Genomic DNA, 20,295 nt, shown 5'->3' on the forward strand with positions numbered 1-20,295 from the left:
ACCGTCAGCAACCGCATCTGTGGCCTATCAGGGAGAGTGCGGGCCGTCCTGGACCTGATCGCCGACACCATCCCGGCGTCTGACGGAGGTGCCGTTGCGCATTAACAGCGTTCGACTGGTTCTAAGTGACGCCCGACGACCGAGTCATCGCGACGACGGCGACGGGCTGGGAAGCTCGCCGAGCCTCTTCGGCCGGAGGCCGTCTTTGAGTTTGTTGAGGGCCTCGACTACTCGAATCACGTCCTTATCGTCACGTTTGGCGAAGAACACGGCTTCGTCGCCGTATGTCTCCACAGGCCCGCTCTCGTTCACGTTCCAGCTAAGGATTTTCCAGGCATCGGTCAGATCGTCGAATGCGCGTGTAATACCTGAGGGCGCAACGAGCAGCAGTTTGGCTCGAATCATCAGTTCGTCCGGCGTTTGGCGGATCGGGCGGTGGGTTCTGTACAGCGGGTCTTCGGTCAGCTCGTCGAGCCGTTCCTCAACCACCTGCGCGTAGGTGATGGCGTCGACGTAGGTCGCGTGTCGCCGCTCGTCCATCCGCGCGGTCGCTTCGCGCTTGCCTGTGAAGTAATTCTGGAGCAATGGCACAGTGAGCGTGCCCAACAGCGCAGTGGTTAGACCCGCTATAGCGATCGCCGAACTTGTGTCCATCCGAACGTCCTCCTACTCGTCCGCCGCTGTCGTGCCCTCTGGTTGAGACAGTTCTTGAGCGACTTCGCGCTCGGCCGCCTCCATGCGTTCTCCTGCGCTGTATCGCCGCTCGACCACCTCGGCGGGCACTAGTTGCAAGACGCCAGGCTCATCGTCTGACAAACGCCAATAGAAGAGGTCGCCGCCTTCAATGTGGAGCTGTTTCGCCAATCGGATGGGCAGGCGCACCTGGAGCTTCGAGCTCACCGGGTGCGGCCCATCTAGCGGCATGCAGTCGAGTATGCGCTGTGTTTTACTTTTTTTACAACGCGCAGTATTCTGTAGTTAAGCGCTGACCCGGGTCCTACTGATCCGGTTAGGCACTTTCAGCCCCGTCTCGCATACCGCGGGACGGGGCCTTTAACGTTGCTGCCGCCGGTGCTGCTCACATGTTCCTCAGGACGATTCCTGCGGCGGCAAGTGGCTTCAGTGCGGCGACCTTCCGGTGAGTGGCATCGCCAACCTCTGCCCACATTCCCTGCGGGCAGATTGTCTGGAGGTTAGGGCTCGGTGGAACGACGCTGCGGAATGCGGCGTAGGCCAACAAGTCGGCAAGCTGGATGAAATATGACTGCGTGGATTGCCGCGCAACCGGGTCGTCTATGAGCTGGGTGGCCGGCGCCACGATGGTTCCACCGCCAGCTCCGTAGGCACTCCCCGCTGTCAGATATCTGCGGGCTCGTCGGACCCAGCGGCGGACGGCATCGTTTTCGCCTTCGTCATGAACGACTAGAAATCGGGTCTGTTCTTTCGTGCTCGTGCGCTCGAGCCGCTGCAAGAGCGCCTCCCATGCCATATCGAAGCAGTCTGTCGGGGACGTGAACCCCGTCCTCTTGTCGATGACGATCGCGAAGGCCCGCACGCCGAGAGACGCCAGGATTCGCAGATGTGCGCGATAGATAACGTGCCGGGCGCCCTGTCCGAGCGCATAGGGACGCAGGTCGCCACTGTTCCTGAGGAGATAGTTGGCCTTGATCTCGGCTCGCATGTGGACACCGAACTTGTCCCGGATGCGACGTCGGAATCGAAGGAGGCCGTCGAAAGCCTCGGGCCACGCGTCGGCGTCTACGAGAACGCAGCCGAGGACAAAGGTATGAGAGCCTCCCTTGCTTGGATCCCCCGTGTTGCCGGATTCGTCGATGTATGCGACAAGCACTTGGCCATGCTCGCACGATGCCGCGTACGGGTTGGTGAAAATGCAAAGACTCTATTTGCTGATCGCCCACATCGTGCCCACAACTTGCCCACAGTTACAGATAACTCCTGTTAACTACAGTCGGGTGATTCAGCAGGTTGCAAACGGCGGAACCCCCTCAACTGCAGGACGATTCGCCTTTGCAAGGTAGATGTCAGGAGTTCGATTCTCCTAGGCTCCACAACGTCTCCGCGATAGCGAAGTGGAGCCGGCTCTATGTCGACGAGCCGCCGCCCGATGCAATGTTCTTGAAGCACATGCGCCATCGAATCGGCGAGCTCATCAACGCGAATCTGCGTTACACCTACGGACAATGAGCGCGACCACGCATCAATGCCGGCCGCGGTGATGGAACAGCAGTCCGCCGTACTCCCCGAACGGATACTGGGCCTGCGAGTCGAACGTCGGTGGCAGAGCACTTACCTGCGCGTTGCCCTCCGTCTGGCAGACGCTGGCATTGCCGGTGAAACTGCACGGCGGTGGCGTCGCGTCCGCCTGGGCCAGCGGTGCGAGGGTAATCGCGGCGGCTCCGCCCGCGGCCAGCAGGGCGGGGGTGATGAAATTGCGGATCTTCATGGTTGGGCCTTTCCTTGTGAAATGGTGTCGAGTGGTTCCGTGTGAACCTGTTCGACGAACGTAGGTCCGCGGGATGGTTGCTGGCTCGCTTGTGCGCACTGCCCGCACAACGAGCGATATCCAAGTTCTGCGCGTTGTGCTCGCCAGCCGTCGACCAGATCCGACGTCGCGACCTGGGCAACAGTCGTCGCCGTCAGATTGAAGGTTGGATCCGCTGTTTTGTGCGGAGCCGGTCATCTACAGTTAACTCTCGAAGCCGCATTTGGGGACGGGGGGAACGATGGACCGTGAGGACACGCGCGGGGGCCGCGGGAAACGCAGACGCACGCAGTGGGTGGCCGCCGGAGCTGTACTGGTCGGCCTGGGAGCGGTAACCACGACGATCGTCACCGGCGGCACAGAGATGGGATCGGTGCCGTCGGCGGCCGCCTCGACCACGGACGCGACCCCCTGGGCGCCGCGGCCGAACACCCTGCCGCAGTTCTTCCCCGACATGCACTCCGAGGTCGGCGGGCAGGGCACCGTCAGGCCGCCGTCGGCGTCCAACCCGGTGTTGGCGTGGGCGGCCAAGGCCACCGATGCGGGCGAGGACATCCAAAGCGCCATCCGCAGCGCGGAAGCGGCCATCTCCTCGCGCGACGTCGCAGGCGCGAAGGCCGCCTGTCAGCGCATGAATTCTGCGAACCAACGACTGAGCAGCATGCTGCCGACGCCTGTAAAGGCGTTGACGTCCGAAGTCCAAGCGGTGGTGGATGAGATCGGCGCCGCGGCCAGCATCTGCCTCAACGCGGGGCCGGATGCGGGGCAGGGCGAGATCGACGCGTTCACCTCACACGTGAATTCCGCACTCGCGCACTACAACCGGGCGCTACAGATCGGTGCGGAGAATTCCGACCCGCGGGACCGGCCAGGCTTGATGAACTGACCGCCGGTCAGCACTCGACGACGTTCAACGCCAGTCCGCCCGTCGACGTCTCCTTGTACTTGTCCTTCATGTCGGCGCCGGTGTCGCGCATCGTCTTGATCGCGGTGTCCAGGCTGACGTGATGAGTTCCGTCCCCGTGCAACGCCATTCGCGCCGCGGTGATCGCCTTGACCGCAGCGACGGCGTTGCGCTCGATGCACGGGATCTGCACAAGGCCGCCGACCGGATCGCAGGTCAACCCGAGGTTGTGTTCGATGCCGATCTCGGCGGCGTTCTCCACCTGCGCCGGTGATCCGCCCAGCACCGCCGCCAATCCGGCGGCGGCCATCGAGCACGCCGAACCGACCTCGCCCTGACAACCAACCTCAGCACCGGAGATCGACGCGTTGGCCTTGAACAGCTGACCGATCGCGGCGGCCGTCAGCAGGAACTCGACAATACCGTCGTCGGTTGCGCCCGGGACGAAGCGCGAATAGTAATGCAGCACAGCCGGAATCACGCCCGCCGCCCCGTTCGTTGGTGCCGTCACCACCCGTCCGCCTGCGGCATTCTCCTCGTTGACGGCCAGCGCGTACACCGTCAACCAGTCCATCGCGTACAGCGGGTCGTCGGCATCAAGCGACTCCGCCAGCAGACGTGCGCGCCGCTTGACCCGCAGCCTGCCCGGCAGGGTGCCCGACGCGGCCAGACCCGCGCTGACGCACTCCTGAAACGCCGCCCAGATCCGCAGCAGGCCCGCCCGCAGATCGGGTTCGCGGGCCAGCGCGGCCTCGTTGCGGGCCATCAACTCCGCGATGCTGCAATGGTTTTCGGTCGCCAGCCGGACCAGTTCCTCGGCGGTGTTGAACGGATACGGGACGACGGGCTCTTCGATGGGATTCGCGGCTTCGTGCTCGTCGACGACGAACCCGCCGCCGACCGAGTAGTACACACGCCGCGACAGCTCGTCGCCGTCGCTGTCGAAGGCAGAGAACACCATGCCGTTGCTGTGAAACTCCATGGCGCGCAACGACAAAATAATGTCAGCGGCGTGGTCGAACAGAATCGTGTGGGTGCCGGCCAGCAGCAGCTTGCCGCCGGAGTTGATCTCTTCGACCCGCGTCCGGGCGAACGCCGGGTCGATGGTCTCCGGCTCGTTGCCCTCCAGCCCGAGCACCACCGCGCCGGGCGTGCCATGCCCGGCTCCGGTCGCGCCCAGCGAGCCGTACAACTCGACGCGCACCCGCGCCACATCGGGCAGCAGCCCTTCGTCGGTGAGGTGTTGCGCGAACCGGCCGGCGGCGCGCATCGGCCCGACGGTATGCGAACTCGAGGGCCCGATGCCGATGGAGAACAGATCGAAGACCGAGACGGCCATGGGATTACGGTCTTGGCGTCACGTCGACGCTTGGCGGCAACGGCGACGGTTCCGGCTGCATCGACCGGCGGACGATCGAGAACGCCACCGCTCCCCCGGCCAGCACCGCCGCGCCGACCGCGACGATCACCAGGGGTCGCCGCTTGCGCTTGGGCTTGCGGGCGTCGGCGATCACAGCGGGCAGGCTCGCGATCACTTCCTGCGCCGCGGCGAATTCCTGGGCGATGGTGTCCTGCGCCTCGCCGATCTCCTTGGCCAGCCTGCTCTGCTCCAGACTGCGCCGGATCCGCTCGGCCGCCGACTGCGCGCCCTGCAGACTCAGCCCGACTGTGCCGCGGGTGACGTCGACTGGACCGACTGCGGTGTACTTCAGGCCTCGGCTCAGCCGCTGGCTCGGGGTCAACCGGACGTCCGTCTTCAAGCTCATGTCCACCTCTTCCGCGGCGCGATCGTCAATCGCCTTCCAGCCTGCCACCAAGTGCCACCCCGCGTCGGCCGTTAGACGGCAGGTGGCACACTGTCATCCCGTGACGAGCCCCATTCAGACCGCGACCGCGACCCTGCACACCAACCGCGGTGACATCAAGATCGCACTCTTCGGAAACCACGCCCCCAAGACCGTCGCGAACTTTGTCGGGCTGGCGCAGGGCACCAAGGACTACAGCACCGAGAACGCGTCGGGCGGCTCGTCGGGTCCGTTCTACGACGGCGCGGTCTTCCACCGGGTCATCGAGGGATTCATGATCCAGGGCGGCGACCCGACCGGTACCGGCCGCGGCGGCCCCGGCTACCAATTCGCCGATGAGTTCCACCCCGAGTTGCAGTTCGACAAGCCCTACCTGCTCGCGATGGCCAACGCCGGGCCCGGCACCAACGGCTCGCAGTTCTTCATCACGGTCGGCGAGACGCCGCACCTGAACCGCCGCCACACGATCTTCGGCGAGGTCGTCGACGCGGAGTCGCAGAAGGTGGTCGACGCCATCGCCACGACGCCCACCGACCGCAGCGACCGGCCCACCGATCCCGTGGTGATCGAGTCGATCACTGTGTCCTGAGGCTCAGCGGGAGCCGGCGTAGCCGGCGGCAGTCAACGCGTCGAGCACGTTGAGCGGGTCGGTGCCCAGATCCCAGCGGGTCAGCACCACCAGTTGATCGTCATTGGTGTCGATCTCGAGCAGCCGCACCTTCCGGGCCAACCGCCGAAACTCGGTGATCCGGACGAATTTGATATCGGCGGGCCGAAGAAGGTTTGAGCCCGTCCACCCGCGGATAACTAGACCGTCGTCACGGATTGCCAGTTTTGGCCGTGCGCGCCACGATGCGCTTGCAAACACGAGCAAACCCACTGCGGCAATCCCCAGCAGGATGCGGCCGGGAGGATCTGTGATCACCGTCACAGCGGCGATAGCCAAGATAAGCCCGATCATGCCGCAAGCTGCGATTCCGAGCGTGGAAGGGCTCCACTCAGTTTGCTGCATCGGTGATTAACACCCTTTTACCGTTGCTAATGAGGTTATCCACAAGTGCTATCCCCAATGGGGATGAATCACATCAGTGTGATCCGGTGACCGCAAGGTTGCTAAATTGGTAACGCGCGTAGACCAAGTTGAATTCATACCGATGGTCGGTACGGCTAGCGCCACCGCATCGTGAGCAACAACCCGGTGATCATGAAAGCAAAGGCGATGGCGTAGTTCCACGGGCCGAGGTCGGCCAGGAATGGGATCGCGTTCGACGCGAGCTGGAAGACGAGCAGCCACACCAGGCCGATGAGCATCAAACCGCAGAACAACACGACGAACCACACGCTCGACGGCCCGGCCTTGACCTTGACCGGCGTCCGGCTCACCGGGTTGATGGTGAAGTCGTTCTTCTTGCGAACTTTGGACTTGGGCATGGCTACCTTTGCGGAAAGGGTCGTAGTCACACCAGTCGCGGTGCGACTGCGGGCAACTAGGTGCGACGATGTAACTACGAGCCTAACGCAGGAGCACCCTAGCCAAGAATTCCTGGAGACGAGCTGATGGACAAGCCGCGCCGTAGCGCCTGGCGGTTCGGCGTGCCGGTGGTCTGTCTGCTGGCGGGTCTGCTGTTGGCAGCGACGCACGGCGTTTCCGGCGGCGGCGAGATCCGGCGTAGCGACGCGCCGCGTCTGGTCGACCTGGTCCGCGAGGCCCAGACGTCGGTGGATCGCCTCACCGCCGAACGCGACTCACTGGTGTCGACCATCGACAACCATCATGGCGGCTCACCCGGCGCGGACGCGGCGCTGGCGGCCATCACCAACCGGTCGGCCAAGCTGGCCGTCGACGCGGGCCTGGACCCGATCCGCGGCCCCGGCCTCGTCGTCACCCTCAACGATGCGCAGCGCGACGCGGAGGGCCGGTTCCCCCGCGACGCCTCCCCCGACGATCTGGTGGTGCATCAGCAGGACATCGAGGCGGTGCTCAACGCGCTGTGGAGCGCCGGCGCCGAGGGCATCCAGATGCAGGATCAACGGATCATCAGCACGTCGGCTCCGCGCTGTGTCGGCAATACGCTGCTGTTGAACGGCCGTACCTACAGCCCGCCGTATGTGATCACCGCGGTCGGCGACGCTGCCGCCATGCAGGCGGCGCTGGCGGCCGCCCCGCTGGTGACGCTCTACAAGCAGTACGTGGTGCGGTTCGGCCTCGGCTACACCGAGACGCCGCAGCCGCAGGTGAAGTTGGTCGGGCACACCGAACCGGTGCGGATGAAGTACGCGAAGCCCGCAGGCCCGCTCGGCTACTGAGTGATTTCGGTGTGATGAGTCGCGCTAGTCGCGACCGAACACACCGAAATCGCGGTCTGTAACCTGGCCTGATGCAGGTTTTGGTCGTCGACAACTACGACAGCTTCGTGTTCAACCTGGTCCAGTACCTGGGTCAGCTCGGGGTACACGCGGATGTCTGGCGCAACGACGACGAGCGCCTGGCCACCGAGGCCGCCGTCGCAAAGGCTGCGCAGCAGTTCGACGGCGTGCTGCTCTCCCCCGGCCCCGGTACCCCGGAACGCGCGGGTGCGTCCATCGCGTTGGTCGAGGCGTGCGCCGCGGCGAAGACGCCGTTGCTCGGGGTGTGCCTCGGACATCAGGCGATCGGGGTGGCGTTCGGCGGCACCGTCGACCGCGCGCCGGAGCTGCTGCACGGTAAGACCAGCACCGTGTTCCACTCGAATACCGGTGTGCTGCATGGGCTTCCGAACCCGTTCACCGCGACGCGGTACCACTCGCTGACGATCCTGCCCGACACCGTGCCCGCCGAACTCGACGTCATCGCCCGCACCGAGGGCGGGGTCATCATGGGCGTGCGCCACGTCGAGTTGCCGATTCACGGCGTGCAATTCCACCCCGAGTCGATCCTCACCGAAGGCGGACACCGGATGCTGGCCAACTGGCTCGGCTTCTGCGGCGCCGCGCCTGCGGAGTCGTTGGTGCGGCGACTCGAGGACGAGGTAGCCGAGGCGGTGCAGGCCGCTACGACGCGAACGCCAGCGTGATCGGCGCGTCCTTGTTGACCGGCGTGCCCGCCGCCGGGCTCTGCGTCACCACCGCGTTGGTCCGCTGACCGCTGTTCTGCACGTCCGGCGCGCGGATCAGCTGACCGGTCCAACCGTAGCCGGCCCGCAGGTTCGGTTCCACGTCGGTCCAGAACCCGCCGCGCACGTCGGGCATGACGAACTGGTTGCACTCGGAGAGCTGCAACTGGATCGGGGTGTCGACCGGCGCTTCCTGTCCGGCGGCCGGTAGCGTGCCGATGACCTGACCGCACGGCGCGGTGCTGTCGACCTGAACCGGTACGACGTTGACGAAGCCCGACGCCGTCAGGATCTGCCTGGCGGGCGCCTCGGTCTGCCCCTTGACGTCGGCCACCTGCCTGCTCCTCGGCCCGTCGCCGACGACGATGGTGATCTCGTTGGTCACCGCGGACGTCTGGTTCGGGCCGGGGATCGTGGTCAGCACCCGGTCCTTCTGCTCAGTGGTGGACTCCGACCGGCTCTCCTTGAACTTCCCGAAGCCCGCGTTGGTCAGCCGCTGCACGCAGTCGGCGTAGGTCATGCTCTTGCAGTCGACGACCTCACGCTGCTGAGGACCTGACGACACGTTCAGCGTGATCTCGTCCCCCGCGCTGATCGACGTGTTGGCAGGCGGGTTGGTGTCGATGACGTGGTCGGGCGGAACGGTGGAGTCCGACTTCTGCAGCGGGTTGACCTTGAAGCCCGCGTTCTGCAGCTTGGCGATCGCGTCGGCGCTGACCATGTTGCGGACGTCGGGCACCTGCACGTCGCGAGTGTTGCCGCCGAACATGTTGATGGCGACCGTCACCACGACGGTCAGCACCGCCAGCACCGCTACCGCGATCAGCCAGCGCCCGACCGAACCGCCGCGGTCGGATTTGTCGTCGTATCCGGGCTGCGGGCGCCCGACAGGGTCGATCCGATCGGTCCGGTGCTCCGAGGTCGGCGACGACAACATCGACGTCCGCTCGGCGTCGGTGAGCACCTTCGGCGCCTCGGGTGCCTCGCCGCTGTGCACCCGCACCAGGTCGGCGCGCATCTCCGCGGCAGATTGATAGCGGTTGTCCGGGTTTTTGGCCAGTGCCTTGAGCACGACCGCGTCGAGTTCCGGCGAGATGTCGTTGTGCCGCTGCGACGGCGGCACGGGATCCTCGCGGACATGCTGATAGGCCACCGCGACCGGCGAGTCGCCGATGAAAGGTGGCTCCCCGGTGAGGATTTCGTACAGCACGCAGCCCAGCGAGTAGACGTCGGAGCGCGCGTCGACCTTCTCGCCGCGGGCCTGCTCGGGCGACAGGTACTGCGCGGTGCCGATCACCGCGGCGGTCTGGGTGACGCTGTTGGCGTCGGCCAGCGCGCGGGCGATGCCGAAGTCCATCACCTTCACCGCGCCGGCCTTGCTGATCATGATGTTCGCGGGCTTGACGTCGCGGTGGATGATGCCGTGCTGGTGGCTGAAGTTCAGCGCCTGGCAGGCGTCGGCGATCACCTCGATGGCCCGCTTGACGGGCATCGGGCCCTCCGAGTGCACGATGTCGCGCAGCGTGACCCCGTCGACGTACTCCATCACGATGTACGGCAACGGCCCGGTCGCGGTCTCCGCCTCACCGGTGTCGTAGACCGCGACGATCGCCGGATGGTTCAACGCCGCCGCGTTCTGTGCCTCGCGGCGGAACCTCAGATAGAAGCTGGGATCGCGGGCCAGGTCGGCGCGCAGCACCTTGATGGCCACGTCGCGGTGCAACCGGAGATCGCGCGCCAAGTGCACCTCGGACATCCCGCCGAAGCCGAGGATTTCACCGAGTTCATACCGGTCGGACAGATGCTGCGGGGTCGTCATTTCCATGTCTGTTCTGGTACCCATGGCGCCACCGGCACCTTTGCCGGAGACGCAACGAAGTCGGTATCCCGTTCACCATGACCGATGGTGCCGTCATCGGTCCAACCGGGCATCGCCGTCGGCGACTGGAAGGGGGTCGTCTGGGTAATCGTATTCGTCACGGTTGGCGGCGGTGACTGCCGGTCCTTCTTGTCTTGGGCGTTCAGCACGATCAGGATCGCGATCACGATGGCCAGGGCGCCGAGCACGCCCGCGGCCCACAGCAACGCGCGCTGGCCCGACGAGAACGTGCGCCGCGGCGGCGGAGCGCTGCGGTGGCTGCCGGTGACGGGGCGCGGCCTGGCCGTGGTTGCCGGCGCCCGGCCGGTCATGTCTGCGGCCGCCCGCGCCTGCGCGGCCGACGGCACCGCGGTTGGCGCTGCCCTGCCGATCGACGGTGCCTGGTTGGGCCGCGGCGGACGGCGACCGGACCGCACCGCGGCGACCGCGTCGGCGAACGGCCCGCCGGACCTGTACCGCATACCGGGGTTCTTCACCAGCGTGATCTCGATGAGTTCACGCACGTTGGGCGGCAGGTCGGCGGGCAGCGGCGGCGGGGTCTCCTTGATGTGCTTCATCGCGACCGTCAGCGCACCGTCGCCGGTGAACGGCCGTTTGCCCGAAACGGATTCGTAGCCAACAACTCCCAGCGAGTACACGTCGCTGGCCGCGGTGGCGTCATGTCCGAGCGCCTGCTCCGGCGCGATGTACTGCGCGGTGCCCATCACCATGCCGGTCTGGGTGACCGGCGCGGCGTCGACCGCCTTGGCGATGCCGAAGTCCGTGAGCTTGACCTGGCCGGTCGGGGTGATCAGGATGTTGCCCGGCTTCACGTCGCGATGTACCAGGCCCGCGGTGTGCGCGACCTGCAGGGCGCGCCCCGTCTGCTCCAGCATGTCGAGAGCGTGCCGCAACGACAGCCGGCCGGTCCGCTTGAGCACCGAGTTCAGCGGTTCGCCGTTGACCAGTTCCATCACCAGGTAGGCGGTGCGGCCCTCGCCGTCCATCTCGGTCTCGCCGTAGTCGTACACACTGGCGATGCCGGGGTGGTTGAGCATCGCGACGGTGCGGGCCTCGGCACGGAACCGCTCGACGAACTCGGGGTCGGTCGAGTACTCCGCCTTGAGCACCTTGATCGCGACGCGGCGGCCGAGCCTGGAGTCGATGCCCTCCCACACCTGACCCATGCCGCCGGTGGCGATCAGACGCTGCAGCCGATACCGGCCGGACAGCGTGACTCCGACGCGTGCGCTCATGAACCCTCCCGAAGCGCCGCCGCGATGGTGGCGCGTCCAATGGGAGCGGCTACCGCACCGCCGGTCGCAGACAGCCGGTCACCACCGTTTTCGACCACGACAGCAACGGCAACCTTGGGGGCCGATGCCGGCGCGAAAGCGATGTACCAGGCGTGTGGCGGCGTATTGCGCGGATCGGTGCCGTGCTCCGCCGTGCCGGTCTTGGATGCGATCTGCACGCCGGCGATGGCTCCCTTCTGCTGCGTCACCTGCTCGGCGGCGACCATCAAATCCGTAAGTGTATTCGCCACCTGCTCGGACACCGCCCGACGCTCCTCGCGCGGAGCCGTCGTGCTGATGTTGGCGAGGTCGGGTCCCTTCAGACTATCGACAAGATAGGGCTGCATCGTCACCCCTTTGTTCGCGATGGTGGCGGCGACCAGCGCGTTCTGCAGCGGCGTGAGTGCGACGTCTTTTTGTCCGATGCTCGACATGCCCAGGGCGGCGGCGTCGGCGATCGGGCCGACGGTGGACTCGGAAACTTGAAGCGGAATGGCCGGGGCGGGGCTGTCGAGCCCGAACGCCATGGCCGTCGATCGGAGCTTGTCCACCCCGGTGTTGATGCCGAGTTGGACGAAGGCGGTGTTGCAGGACTTGGCGAACGCATCGCGCAGCGATGCGGTCGGGCCTGCGCCGCATGCCGCGCCGCCGTAGTTCTCCAACGTTGCGGTGCTGTCCGGCAACGGAATTCGCGGCGCCGACGTCAACTGGGTGTTCTCCGTGGCGCCAGCCTGCAACGCGGCCGCGGTGGTGATCACCTTGAACGTCGAACCCGGGGGATACGTCTCAGCGATGGCCCGGTTCAGCAGCGGCGAGTCGGGATTGTCGCGCAGCTGCTGCCACGCGGTGGACTGCTCCTGAATGTCGTGGGTGGCAAGCAAATTGGGGTCATACGACGGCGACGACACCATCGCCAGCACCTTGCCGGTCGAAGGTTCCAACGCCACCACGGCGCCCTTGCACGGGCCGTTGCAGCCGTCCTCCATCGCATCCCACGCGGCCTGCTGCACCTGCGGATTGATGGTGGTCGCGACATTGCCGCCGCGCGGGTCGCGGCCGGTGAAGAAGTCAGCCAACCGCCGTCCGAACAACCGCTGGTCGGAGCCGTTGAGGATGGTGTCCTCAGCGCGCTCGAGGCCGGTGCTGGAATAGCTCAACGAGTAGAACCCGGTGACCGGCGCGTACGCCAGCGGGTTGGGGTAGACCCGCAGGAACCGGAACCGGCCGTTGGTCGACACCGAATACGCCAGCAGTTGCCCGCCCGCCGAGATCTGGCCCCGCTGCCGCGAATACTCATCGAGCAGCACCCGCTGATTACGCGGATCCGCACGCAACCCGTCGGCGGTGAAGACTTGCGTCAGTGTGGCATTCGCCAACAGCAGCACGATCAGGGCCATGATGGTGACGGCTATCCGGCGCAGTGAGGTGTTCATACCTTCTCGATCACCTCGGTGCTCGCCGCCGCGATCGGCGTGTTGTGCGGCCGGGTGACGATCGGCCTGCGGGCGGCATGCGAGATGCGCACCAGGATCGCCAGCAACACGTAGTTGGCCAACAGCGACGAACCGCCGTACGACATCCACGGCGTCGTCAATCCGGTCAGTGGGATCAGCCTGGTGACCCCGCCGACCACGATGAACAGCTGGATCGCCAGCGTGGCCGCCAACCCGGCGGCCAGAAGCTTGCCGAAGCTGTCGCGCACCGCGATCGCGGTACGCAGTCCGCGGATGATCACGATCGTGTACAGCATCAGCACCGCGGCCAACCCGACCAGACCGAGCTCTTCACCGACCGCGGCGATGATGAAGTCGGTTGACGCGGCGGGCACGGTACCCGGTTGACCGTTGCCGAGACCGGTGCCGAAGATGCCGCCGGTGGCGAAGCTGAACAGCGACTGCACCATCTGATAGCCGGCACCGTCGGGGTCGGCGAACGGGTCGAGCCACGTCTGAACCCGGACCCGGACGTGGTCGAAGATGTAATAGGCGACAACGCTTCCCGTGGCGAACAGAGCCAGGCCGATGACCACCCAGCTGAACCGGTCGGTGGCCACGTACACCAACACCAGGAACGACGCGTACAACAGCAGCGAGGTGCCGAGGTCCTTCTCGAACACCATCACGCCGACGGAAGCGATCCAGGCCGCCAGCAGCGGAGCCAGGTCACGCGGCCGGGGCAGGTCCATGCCGAGGAAATGCTTTCCCGCACTGGTGAACACGCTGCGCTTGGCCACCAGCACCGCGGCGAAGAAGATGAGCAGCAGGATCTTGGAGAACTCCGCGGGCTGAATCGAGAAGCCGGGCAACTCGATCCAGATCTTCGCGCCGTTCTGCTCCGACATCGAGCGGGGCAGTACAGCGGGAATGACGAGCAGCACCAGACCGGTCACGCCGCAGACGTAGCCGTAGCGGGCTAGCATCCGATGGTCGCGCAGGAAGATCACCATCACCGAAAAGCTGATGACACCCACCAGCGTCCACAGCATCTGCTGATTTGCCGTGCCGCCCAAACCCTTTCCCAGCGGGCCGCCCGCGGCCAGGTCGAGGCGGTGGATCATCACCAGACCGAGGCCGTTGAGCAGCGCGACGACCGGCAGCAGCAGCGGATCGGCGTACGGGGTGAAGCGCCTGATCGCCAGGTGCGCGCCGGCGAACAGCGCGAGATAGGCCACCGCATATTGGGCGAGGTCCCAGTGCAGACCCTGCTCCTGGTTGGCCTCGACGAGAAGCAGGGCCACCGTGGTGATCACCGCCGCGAAGATGAGCAAAAACAGCTCGGCGTTGCGGCGGTTCGGCAGCGGCGGCATGACGGTGACGGGCGATTGCGGCTGGGTGGTCATGGCAGGGCTGCCCGTCGTGTTCCGGGCGTCATGACACTTCCCGGCAGTTCGTTCCCGGTTCTGGTGGAGGGGGTGGCAATGCGGTCACGGTCGGCTGCGGGGGCGTCGGCGTAGGTGTGGGCGCGGGCGGCGGAGCGCCGGGCGACGGCGGCGCGGGTGGCGGCGCGGGAGCGGTGACCGTGGTCGGCGTCTCGGGCTCGGGGGACTCGGGGCTGGACTCGGGAATGCCTGGGACGACCGGGGTTTCGGGCAGATGCGGCGTCGGCGAGGTGGTGGACTTCGGCGTGCGCGGTGCACAGGTCGGAAGGACCGAGCTGCGGGCGAGCTCCTCGATCTGGGCGATGGCGTCGTCCAGAGAACCCGACGGCAGACCGGCCACCACCTGCGCGCGTTCGGAGGGCCGCATGTCGTTGACGCCGAGCATGCGGCAGTCCAGGTTGCTCTTGGACTGCCCGACGCTGATCAGAGACAACTCGTTTCGGGCGTTGAGACAGCCCAACAGGTAGGGCTCCTGAAGTGCTAAACCCAGAAAGGAGCCCTGAACACCGCGCATGATCGACACCGTGCCGTCGTGCTCGGTGACGTAGTAGTTGCTGCGCACGATCTCCCGGCCGACGGCAAGCCCGGCGAGCACAACGAGCACGAGCAGCACCGCCGCGATGATCATCCGGCGCCGTGACCGCGGTCGGCGTTGCGGCTCTTCGGGTTGCGGCAGAACGCGTTTGGCCTCGTTGCGGCGCGGATTGAACGCCGACGCCCGACCGGCCGCCGTGTTCGGCGGCGCGGTCTGATCGTCGTCGCCGGACACCGCGCCTGCGAGGATGGGCTGGGTCTGGCCGTAGTCGTAGTCGACGACGTCGGCCACCACGACGGTGACGTTGTCGGGGCCGCCGCCTCGCAACGCCAATTCGATGAGCCTGTCCGCACTTTCGGCGACGTCGGGGATCTGCAACGCCTCGAGGATGGTCTCGTGGCTGACCGGATCGGACAGTCCGTCGGAGCACAACAGGTACCGGTCACCGGCGCGCGCCTCGCGCATGATCAGCGTCGGCTCGACCTCGTGCCCGGTGAGCGCCCGCATGATCAGCGAGCGCTGCGGATGGCTATGCGCCTCCTCGGCGGTGATGCGGCCCTCGTCGACCAGTGTCTGGACGAACGTGTCGTCCTTGGTGATCTGGACCAGTTCCCCGTCGCGGAGCAGATAGCCGCGGGAGTCGCCGATGTGCACCAGGCCAAGCCTGTTGCCCGCGAACAGGATTGCGGTGAGCGTGGTGCCCATGCCCTCCAGCTCGGGATCGGCTTCGACGTGTGCGGCGATCGCCGAGTTGCCCTCGCGGACCGCGGCGTCGAGTTTGGACAGCAGATCGCCGCCGGGCTCGTCGTCGTCGAGGTGGGCGAGGGCCGCGATGACCAACTGGGAGGCCACCTCACCGGCCGCGTGCCCGCCCATGCCGTCGGCAAGGGCAAGCAGTCTGGCGCCGGCGTAGACGGAGTCCTCATTGTTGGCGCGGACCAAGCCGCGGTCGCTGCGCGCCGCATATCGCAAAACGAGGGTCATCTCGCTCTCCCCCTGGCCTTTTGGCCGGGGGTGCCCCCACGCGTGCGCGGCGTCACGGGCGCAGCTCGATTACCGTCTTGCCGATTCGAACCGGCGTGCCCATCGGAACCCGTACCGCCGTAGTCACCTTCGCCCTGTCAAGGTATGTGCCGTTGGTCGATCCTAGGTCCTCGACATACCATTCCGAGCCTCGTGGCGACAGCCTGGCGTGCCGGGTCGAGGCGTAGTCGTCGGTGAGCACCAGTGTGGAGTCGTCGGCGCGGCCGATCAGGACGGGCTGTGTGCCCAGCGGGATCCGGGTACCGGTCAGCGCGCCCTCGGTCACCACGAGCTGTCGCACCACATTGCGACGGCCCCGGTTGGGCAGCAACGAGCCGCGCAACGCCAGGCCCCGTCGCACCATGACCGCTCCGGTCGGCGCATAGATATCGGTCCGCAGGATGCGTAGCACCGACCAGATGAACAACCACAGCAACAACAGGAATCCGACGCGCGTCAGCTGCAGTACTAACCCCTGCATCCGACGTCCTTCCCGTCCCCGTCCCGTACTCGTTCACGTTGCGCCGGCCCGCCGATACGACCCGAGCCACCTTCGGCAACGTCACGATACTTGGACAGCGATCGACGTGAGGGTGAAGCGTTCGCTTCTCCCGGTCGTCGCCAGCCAGAACCGGGCCGAGCTTTCAGTGAACGCGGACGATGATCTCAGAGTGGCCCAGGCGGATCACGTCGCCGTCAGCCAGCTGCCACTCCTGCACCGGCGCGTTGTTCACCGTGGTGCCGTTGGTCGAGTTGAGGTCTGACAGCAGCGCCACCTGGCCGTCCCACCGGATCTCCAGATGGCGACGCGACACCCCGGTGTCGGGCAGCCGGAACTGGGCGTCCTGGCCACGGCCGATCACGTTGGCGCCCTCGCGCAGCTGATACGTGCGGCCGCTGCCGTCGTCGAGTTGCAGAGTGACCGACGTCGCACCCGTCGTCCCGTAGTCGCCCTGACCGTAACCGCCGTATCCGGCCGGCTGGCCCTGCTGGCCGTAGTCATATCCGCCACCGCCGGCGGGCTCGGCATAACCCGGCTCCGCGTAGCCCGCGCCGGCAGGCGGCTCGCCGTAGCGGCCGTAATCCTGCTGGCCGCCATAACCGGCGTCCTGCCGGCCGTAGGCCTGTCCGCCGTACCCACCCTGATCGGGGTAGCCGCCCTGATCCGGGTAGCCGCCCTGGTCTGGATACGCCGGGCGCGGCTCCTGGCGGCCGTAGCCGCCGTCGGCCTGTCGGCCGTAGTCGTAGTCACCGGCGGGCGGGCCATAGCCGGGCTGGCCGCCCTGCGGCGGGCCATAGCCGGACTGGCCCCCGGGCGGCTGGCGGTAGCCCTGGTCCGGGTAGCCGCCCTGCTGAGGCGGGCCGTATCCGGCCGGCGGGCGCTGCTCGTAGGACGGCGGCGGGTAGCCGCCCTGGTCCGGGTAACCACCCTGATCGGGGTAGCCGCCCTGATCAGGATAGCCGGGCCGAGGGGGATAGCCCTGGTCGCCCTGCTGCGGGTAGCCGCCCTCTTGAGGCGGATACTGGCCGCGATCGTCCGGACGGCCGTATCGCTCGTCGTAGTACTCGTCGGCAGGCCGCCCCTGTCCCTGGCCGCGGTAACTGGGATTGTCGCTCATCGCTGGTACTCCTGGTTCTGCGTAGGACGCACGGTCTGGTGGTGGGGCGGTTTCGCCTCTGGTCGTATCGGGGTTGACCGCTCCACGCGCGCGAAACTGTCCGGTGTGCAGGTTCGGTGATGCCTCGAATCTGACGACAACATCACCATACGTTTGCCATCCCTGCTCATGGATGTATCCCTCCAAGTGCTTGGCGAACGTTGATGACGTGAGGTCGGGGTCGGCGCTCACTTTCTGATAGTCAGGCACACTGAGGGTAATGACGTAGTCGTTTGGCGCCAAAATACGGCCACCGAGCACTTCGCGCGCGTTGGCGTCGGCCTCACGCCGCAGCATGGCTTCGACTTCCTGCGGCACAATCGATCCGCCGAACACTCGGGCGAAGGCGTCGCCGACAGTCGATTCGAGTTTGCGTTCGATGCGGTCGACCAGACCCATATCACCGCCCGCCTCACTCGTAGTTGTCCGTCAGCCCTGCCCACGGGCCGGTGCGCCAGCGTGTCGCCTGGGCACTTGACTTATCTGCATGGTATCGGCCGAGTGCGTCGCAGCGGGACCAACAGAATTCTGAGAATCGAATTGATGCAGGTCACGTAGCCTGATCGTGATGCGTTCACAACGTATTGGCAGGGGCAGCGGGGCGGATCGGTACGGTTGGGGGACCGGGTGCTGACCGTGATAGGCTCCCCCGGTTGTTGGGGCGAGTGGCGGAATGGCAGACGCGCTGGCTTCAGGTGCCAGTGTCCTTCGGGACGTGGGGGTTCAAGTCCCCCTTCGCCCACAAATCGAAATGAGGCGGGCCGCCCAAATGGGTGGCTCGCCTCGTTTATTCGCCAATCCCTTCCAATGTCTCCGGACACCTGTCGGAGGCCGTTGTATTTCGACTCAGGCACGGTAGCTTTTTGCGAATGCGGCACGCATATATCGCTTTTCTGTCGGCTGTCCTGTTGACCGCGGCGTGCTCCTCGACCGTCGACGGCTCGGCGGTCAAGCCGTCAGACGTGGCGGCCGGGCCGACCGTCGACATCAGCAAGCTCGACGTCGGACCGTATCCGACGCAGCCCAGCCAGCCGCTGGGGGTGACGGGTGACGCCGACCGGGGCGTGTTCGTCGAATCGCAGCGGATGGCCAACAACGTCATCGGCCCGTGGGAGGTCGACCCCGCCATCACCGATTGGTTCGGCTTCGGCGCCACGGTGCTGCCCAACGTCGGCGCGCTGGCCCAAATCGGCCCCGAGACGTTCGCGGCGGCGGCCAGCCAGCACGGCTTCATCAACGGCTTCGCGTCGGCGCGGACCCAGGACGGCCAGAAGATCCTGCTGAACGCGGTGTTGCGGTTCGCAGACAACGACTCCGCCGCCGCAGCCGCCGGTGAGTTCGGCGATATCGCGGCCAAGACAGGCGACGGCGTGCAGTCTGCACAGATTCCGGGGCATCCGGACACGAAGGCGGCGAGCTACACCCAGACCGAGGGGTCGACCGGTAAGAAGTGGAACGCGGTGCGCGCGTTCACCGCGCACGGGCAGTACGTGTTCATGCAACTCGCGCAGGCGGCCGACAGCATGGACACCGCCGTCGGAATGGTGAGCAAGACCGTCGACCTGCAAGGCCCGGCGATCGACCAGTTCCGCGCGACCGATCCGTCCGAATTCGCCGACATCTCATTGGATCCGACCGGGCTGCTGGCGCGCACGCTGCCGGTTCCCGAGAAGGACGCCACCCCGATCCAGAACGCCACGTACGAACAGCGCGGCGCACTGCAGTTCCAATCGGATCCGGCCCGTTCGGCGAAGTTGTTCGCCGACATCGGCATGGACCTCGCGGCGATGGCGAAGACAAACGTCTATCAGACCAAGGATCCCGCAGGCGCGGCCAAGATCGTCGATGGCTTCTACGCCGAATTGCAGCCGACGTCGCAACCGGCTAAGCCCGTCAACAATCTGCCGGACAGTCGCTGCCTGCAATTGCAGGACAAGACCTTCTACTGCCTGGGCGCGGCGGACAAATACGCCATCGAGACCACGGCGGACAACCTGCTCGACGCCCAGCAGCAGGTCGCCGCGCAGTACGCGATGTTGTTGAACAGCTAGTCGAGCACACCCCGCAGCACCAGTTCGCTCAGTTCCTTGGCCGCCGTGTCGACGTCATTGATGCGGCGCACGCAGACCGCATACCAGGCGGCGCCGGCGATCGCGTCCATGATGGTGTCGGCGCTGATGCCGGGACGCGCGACGCCGTCGGCGACCGCCGCGTCGACACGATCGGCGAGTTGACTGCGCGCGGTGGCCTCCAGCCGGTCGCTGAGCACCCGCCGCATCCGGCGGTCCGCGCGTAAGTCGTTGAGCAGTCCGGGAATTGACTCACGCACCGCGGGATCACCGTACATGCGCAGCGCGCCGCGGCATAACCGGGTGATCTCGGCGGCGAAGTCGACTTCCGGCGGTTCGGGCCCCAGATCGGGAAACAGCGCCTCGTGCACCAATTGCGCCTTCGAACTCCACCGCCGGTAGACGGCGGGCCTGCTGACGCCCGCGGTGGTGGCGATCAGATCGATGGTGGTGGCGGCGTACCCACGTTCGACCAGCAGCCCGCGGGTGGCGGCCAGTACGGAGGTGTCGATCGACGGGTCACGGCGCGAACCCTGACGGCGATGTCGGCTCTCCATTCGCCTCCCGTCGTCCGCATTTGTCGTTACAGTGTGTCACAACAAAGCCGCCGGCGAACGTGGGTTACCCGCACGCTTTGAGGCCCGCAACCGTGCGGGTAACCCACGTTCGGCGCAG

21 protein-coding genes and 1 tRNA gene are annotated in these 20,295 nt (G+C 66.4%); 6 read left to right on the forward strand and 16 right to left on the reverse strand.

All coding sequences use genetic code 11. The features are described 5' to 3' along the window. Positions 1-144 precede the first annotated feature (144 nt). The 4 genes from A5724_RS06780 to A5724_RS06795 form a co-directional block, all read right to left on the reverse strand. On the reverse strand, positions 145-654 hold the full coding sequence (locus A5724_RS06780; RefSeq protein ID WP_156752166.1) for a hypothetical protein: 510 nt from the start codon (positions 652-654) through the stop codon (positions 145-147). A 12-nt stretch (positions 655-666) separates the two neighbouring features. Further along, positions 667-900, reverse strand: coding sequence for an AbrB/MazE/SpoVT family DNA-binding domain-containing protein (locus A5724_RS06785; RefSeq protein WP_156752167.1), 234 nt, complete (start codon positions 898-900; stop codon positions 667-669). Between the two features lie 178 nt (positions 901-1,078). Further along, complete coding sequence (locus tag A5724_RS06790; protein ID WP_067798160.1) at positions 1,079-1,849, reverse strand: DUF3800 domain-containing protein; 771 nt, start codon at positions 1,847-1,849, stop codon at positions 1,079-1,081. 369 nt (positions 1,850-2,218) lie between these two features. Next, the gene (locus tag A5724_RS06795) at positions 2,219-2,464 is read right to left on the reverse strand and encodes a hypothetical protein (RefSeq protein WP_067798163.1); all 246 of its coding nucleotides are present in this window, start codon (positions 2,462-2,464) and stop codon (positions 2,219-2,221) included. A gap of 280 nt (positions 2,465-2,744) precedes the next feature. Between A5724_RS06795 and A5724_RS06800 the strand changes: the two genes are divergently transcribed. After that, entirely contained in the window at positions 2,745-3,389 is a 645-nt protein-coding gene (locus A5724_RS06800; RefSeq protein ID WP_067798167.1) for a hypothetical protein, read from the forward strand. A 7-nt stretch (positions 3,390-3,396) separates the two neighbouring features. Here the strand turns inward: A5724_RS06800 and A5724_RS06805 are convergent, their stop codons facing one another. Both A5724_RS06805 and cwsA read right to left on the reverse strand, forming a co-directional pair. Next, complete coding sequence (locus tag A5724_RS06805; RefSeq protein WP_067798169.1) at positions 3,397-4,746, reverse strand: L-serine ammonia-lyase; 1,350 nt, start codon at positions 4,744-4,746, stop codon at positions 3,397-3,399. Between the two features lie 4 nt (positions 4,747-4,750). Further along, positions 4,751-5,173: a cell wall synthesis protein CwsA gene (gene cwsA, locus A5724_RS06810; RefSeq protein ID WP_067798365.1), complete on the reverse strand. Its 423-nt coding sequence runs from the start codon at positions 5,171-5,173 to the stop codon at positions 4,751-4,753. Between the two features lie 82 nt (positions 5,174-5,255). On the opposite strand from cwsA, the gene A5724_RS06815 reads away from it, so the two are divergent. Then, positions 5,256-5,801, forward strand: coding sequence for a peptidylprolyl isomerase (locus A5724_RS06815; protein ID WP_197518581.1), 546 nt, complete (start codon positions 5,256-5,258; stop codon positions 5,799-5,801). 3 nt (positions 5,802-5,804) lie between these two features. Here A5724_RS06815 and A5724_RS06820 read toward each other — a convergent pair whose 3' ends face one another. Both A5724_RS06820 and crgA read right to left on the reverse strand, forming a co-directional pair. Further along, the gene (locus tag A5724_RS06820) at positions 5,805-6,224 is read right to left on the reverse strand and encodes a PH domain-containing protein (RefSeq protein ID WP_067798175.1); all 420 of its coding nucleotides are present in this window, start codon (positions 6,222-6,224) and stop codon (positions 5,805-5,807) included. Between the two features lie 155 nt (positions 6,225-6,379). Beyond that, a complete protein-coding gene (crgA, locus tag A5724_RS06825; protein WP_067798178.1) occupies positions 6,380-6,643 on the reverse strand; it encodes a cell division protein CrgA in 264 nt (87 codons plus the stop codon). A 126-nt stretch (positions 6,644-6,769) separates the two neighbouring features. On the opposite strand from crgA, the gene A5724_RS06830 reads away from it, so the two are divergent. Together A5724_RS06830 and A5724_RS06835 are read left to right on the forward strand one after the other, a co-directional pair. After that, complete coding sequence (locus tag A5724_RS06830) at positions 6,770-7,519, forward strand: DUF881 domain-containing protein (protein ID WP_067798181.1); 750 nt, start codon at positions 6,770-6,772, stop codon at positions 7,517-7,519. A 71-nt stretch (positions 7,520-7,590) separates the two neighbouring features. Beyond that, positions 7,591-8,265 (forward strand): aminodeoxychorismate/anthranilate synthase component II, encoded by a 675-nt coding sequence (locus A5724_RS06835; protein ID WP_067798184.1) that lies wholly within the window; start codon positions 7,591-7,593, stop codon positions 8,263-8,265. Here A5724_RS06835 and pknB read toward each other — a convergent pair. The 7 genes from pknB to A5724_RS06870 all read right to left on the reverse strand — a co-directional run bounded on the left by pknB (position 8,243) and on the right by A5724_RS06870 (position 17,950). After that, entirely contained in the window at positions 8,243-10,123 is a 1,881-nt protein-coding gene (gene pknB, locus A5724_RS06840) for a Stk1 family PASTA domain-containing Ser/Thr kinase (RefSeq protein ID WP_067798186.1), read from the reverse strand. The two genes, A5724_RS06835 and pknB, sit on opposite strands and share 23 nt — an antisense overlap. After that, positions 10,120-11,418 carry a protein kinase gene (locus A5724_RS06845; RefSeq protein WP_067798189.1) on the reverse strand — a complete coding sequence of 433 codons (1,299 nt, stop codon included), beginning with the start codon at positions 11,416-11,418 and terminating at the stop codon, positions 10,120-10,122. Before A5724_RS06845 ends, pknB begins: the two co-directional genes overlap by 4 nt. Further along, entirely contained in the window at positions 11,415-12,890 is a 1,476-nt protein-coding gene (pbpA, locus tag A5724_RS06850) for a D,D-transpeptidase PbpA (protein ID WP_067798192.1), read from the reverse strand. Before pbpA ends, A5724_RS06845 begins: the two co-directional genes overlap by 4 nt. Further along, the gene (locus A5724_RS06855; protein ID WP_067798195.1) at positions 12,887-14,296 is read right to left on the reverse strand and encodes an FtsW/RodA/SpoVE family cell cycle protein; all 1,410 of its coding nucleotides are present in this window, start codon (positions 14,294-14,296) and stop codon (positions 12,887-12,889) included. Before A5724_RS06855 ends, pbpA begins: the two co-directional genes overlap by 4 nt. A gap of 28 nt (positions 14,297-14,324) precedes the next feature. Further along, entirely contained in the window at positions 14,325-15,854 is a 1,530-nt protein-coding gene (locus A5724_RS06860) for a PP2C family serine/threonine-protein phosphatase (protein ID WP_067798198.1), read from the reverse strand. Between the two features lie 52 nt (positions 15,855-15,906). After that, on the reverse strand, positions 15,907-16,374 hold the full coding sequence (locus tag A5724_RS06865; RefSeq protein ID WP_067798202.1) for an FHA domain-containing protein: 468 nt from the start codon (positions 16,372-16,374) through the stop codon (positions 15,907-15,909). A 163-nt stretch (positions 16,375-16,537) separates the two neighbouring features. Next, entirely contained in the window at positions 16,538-17,950 is a 1,413-nt protein-coding gene (locus A5724_RS06870) for an FhaA domain-containing protein (protein WP_067798205.1), read from the reverse strand. 260 nt (positions 17,951-18,210) lie between these two features. Here A5724_RS06870 and A5724_RS06875 point away from each other — a divergent pair. Further along, positions 18,211-18,293 (forward strand) — tRNA-Leu (locus A5724_RS06875). Between the two features lie 127 nt (positions 18,294-18,420). Then, entirely contained in the window at positions 18,421-19,602 is a 1,182-nt protein-coding gene (locus A5724_RS06880) for a hypothetical protein (protein ID WP_067798208.1), read from the forward strand. On the opposite strand, the gene A5724_RS06885 is transcribed toward A5724_RS06880, so the two are convergent. Next, complete coding sequence (locus A5724_RS06885; RefSeq protein WP_067798214.1) at positions 19,599-20,177, reverse strand: TetR/AcrR family transcriptional regulator; 579 nt, start codon at positions 20,175-20,177, stop codon at positions 19,599-19,601. The two genes, A5724_RS06880 and A5724_RS06885, sit on opposite strands and share 4 nt — an antisense overlap. Between the last annotated feature and the right edge of the window lie 118 nt (positions 20,178-20,295).

This window comes from Mycobacterium sp. ACS1612, assembly GCF_001667505.1.
GTDB lineage: Bacteria > Actinomycetota > Actinomycetes > Mycobacteriales > Mycobacteriaceae > Mycobacterium.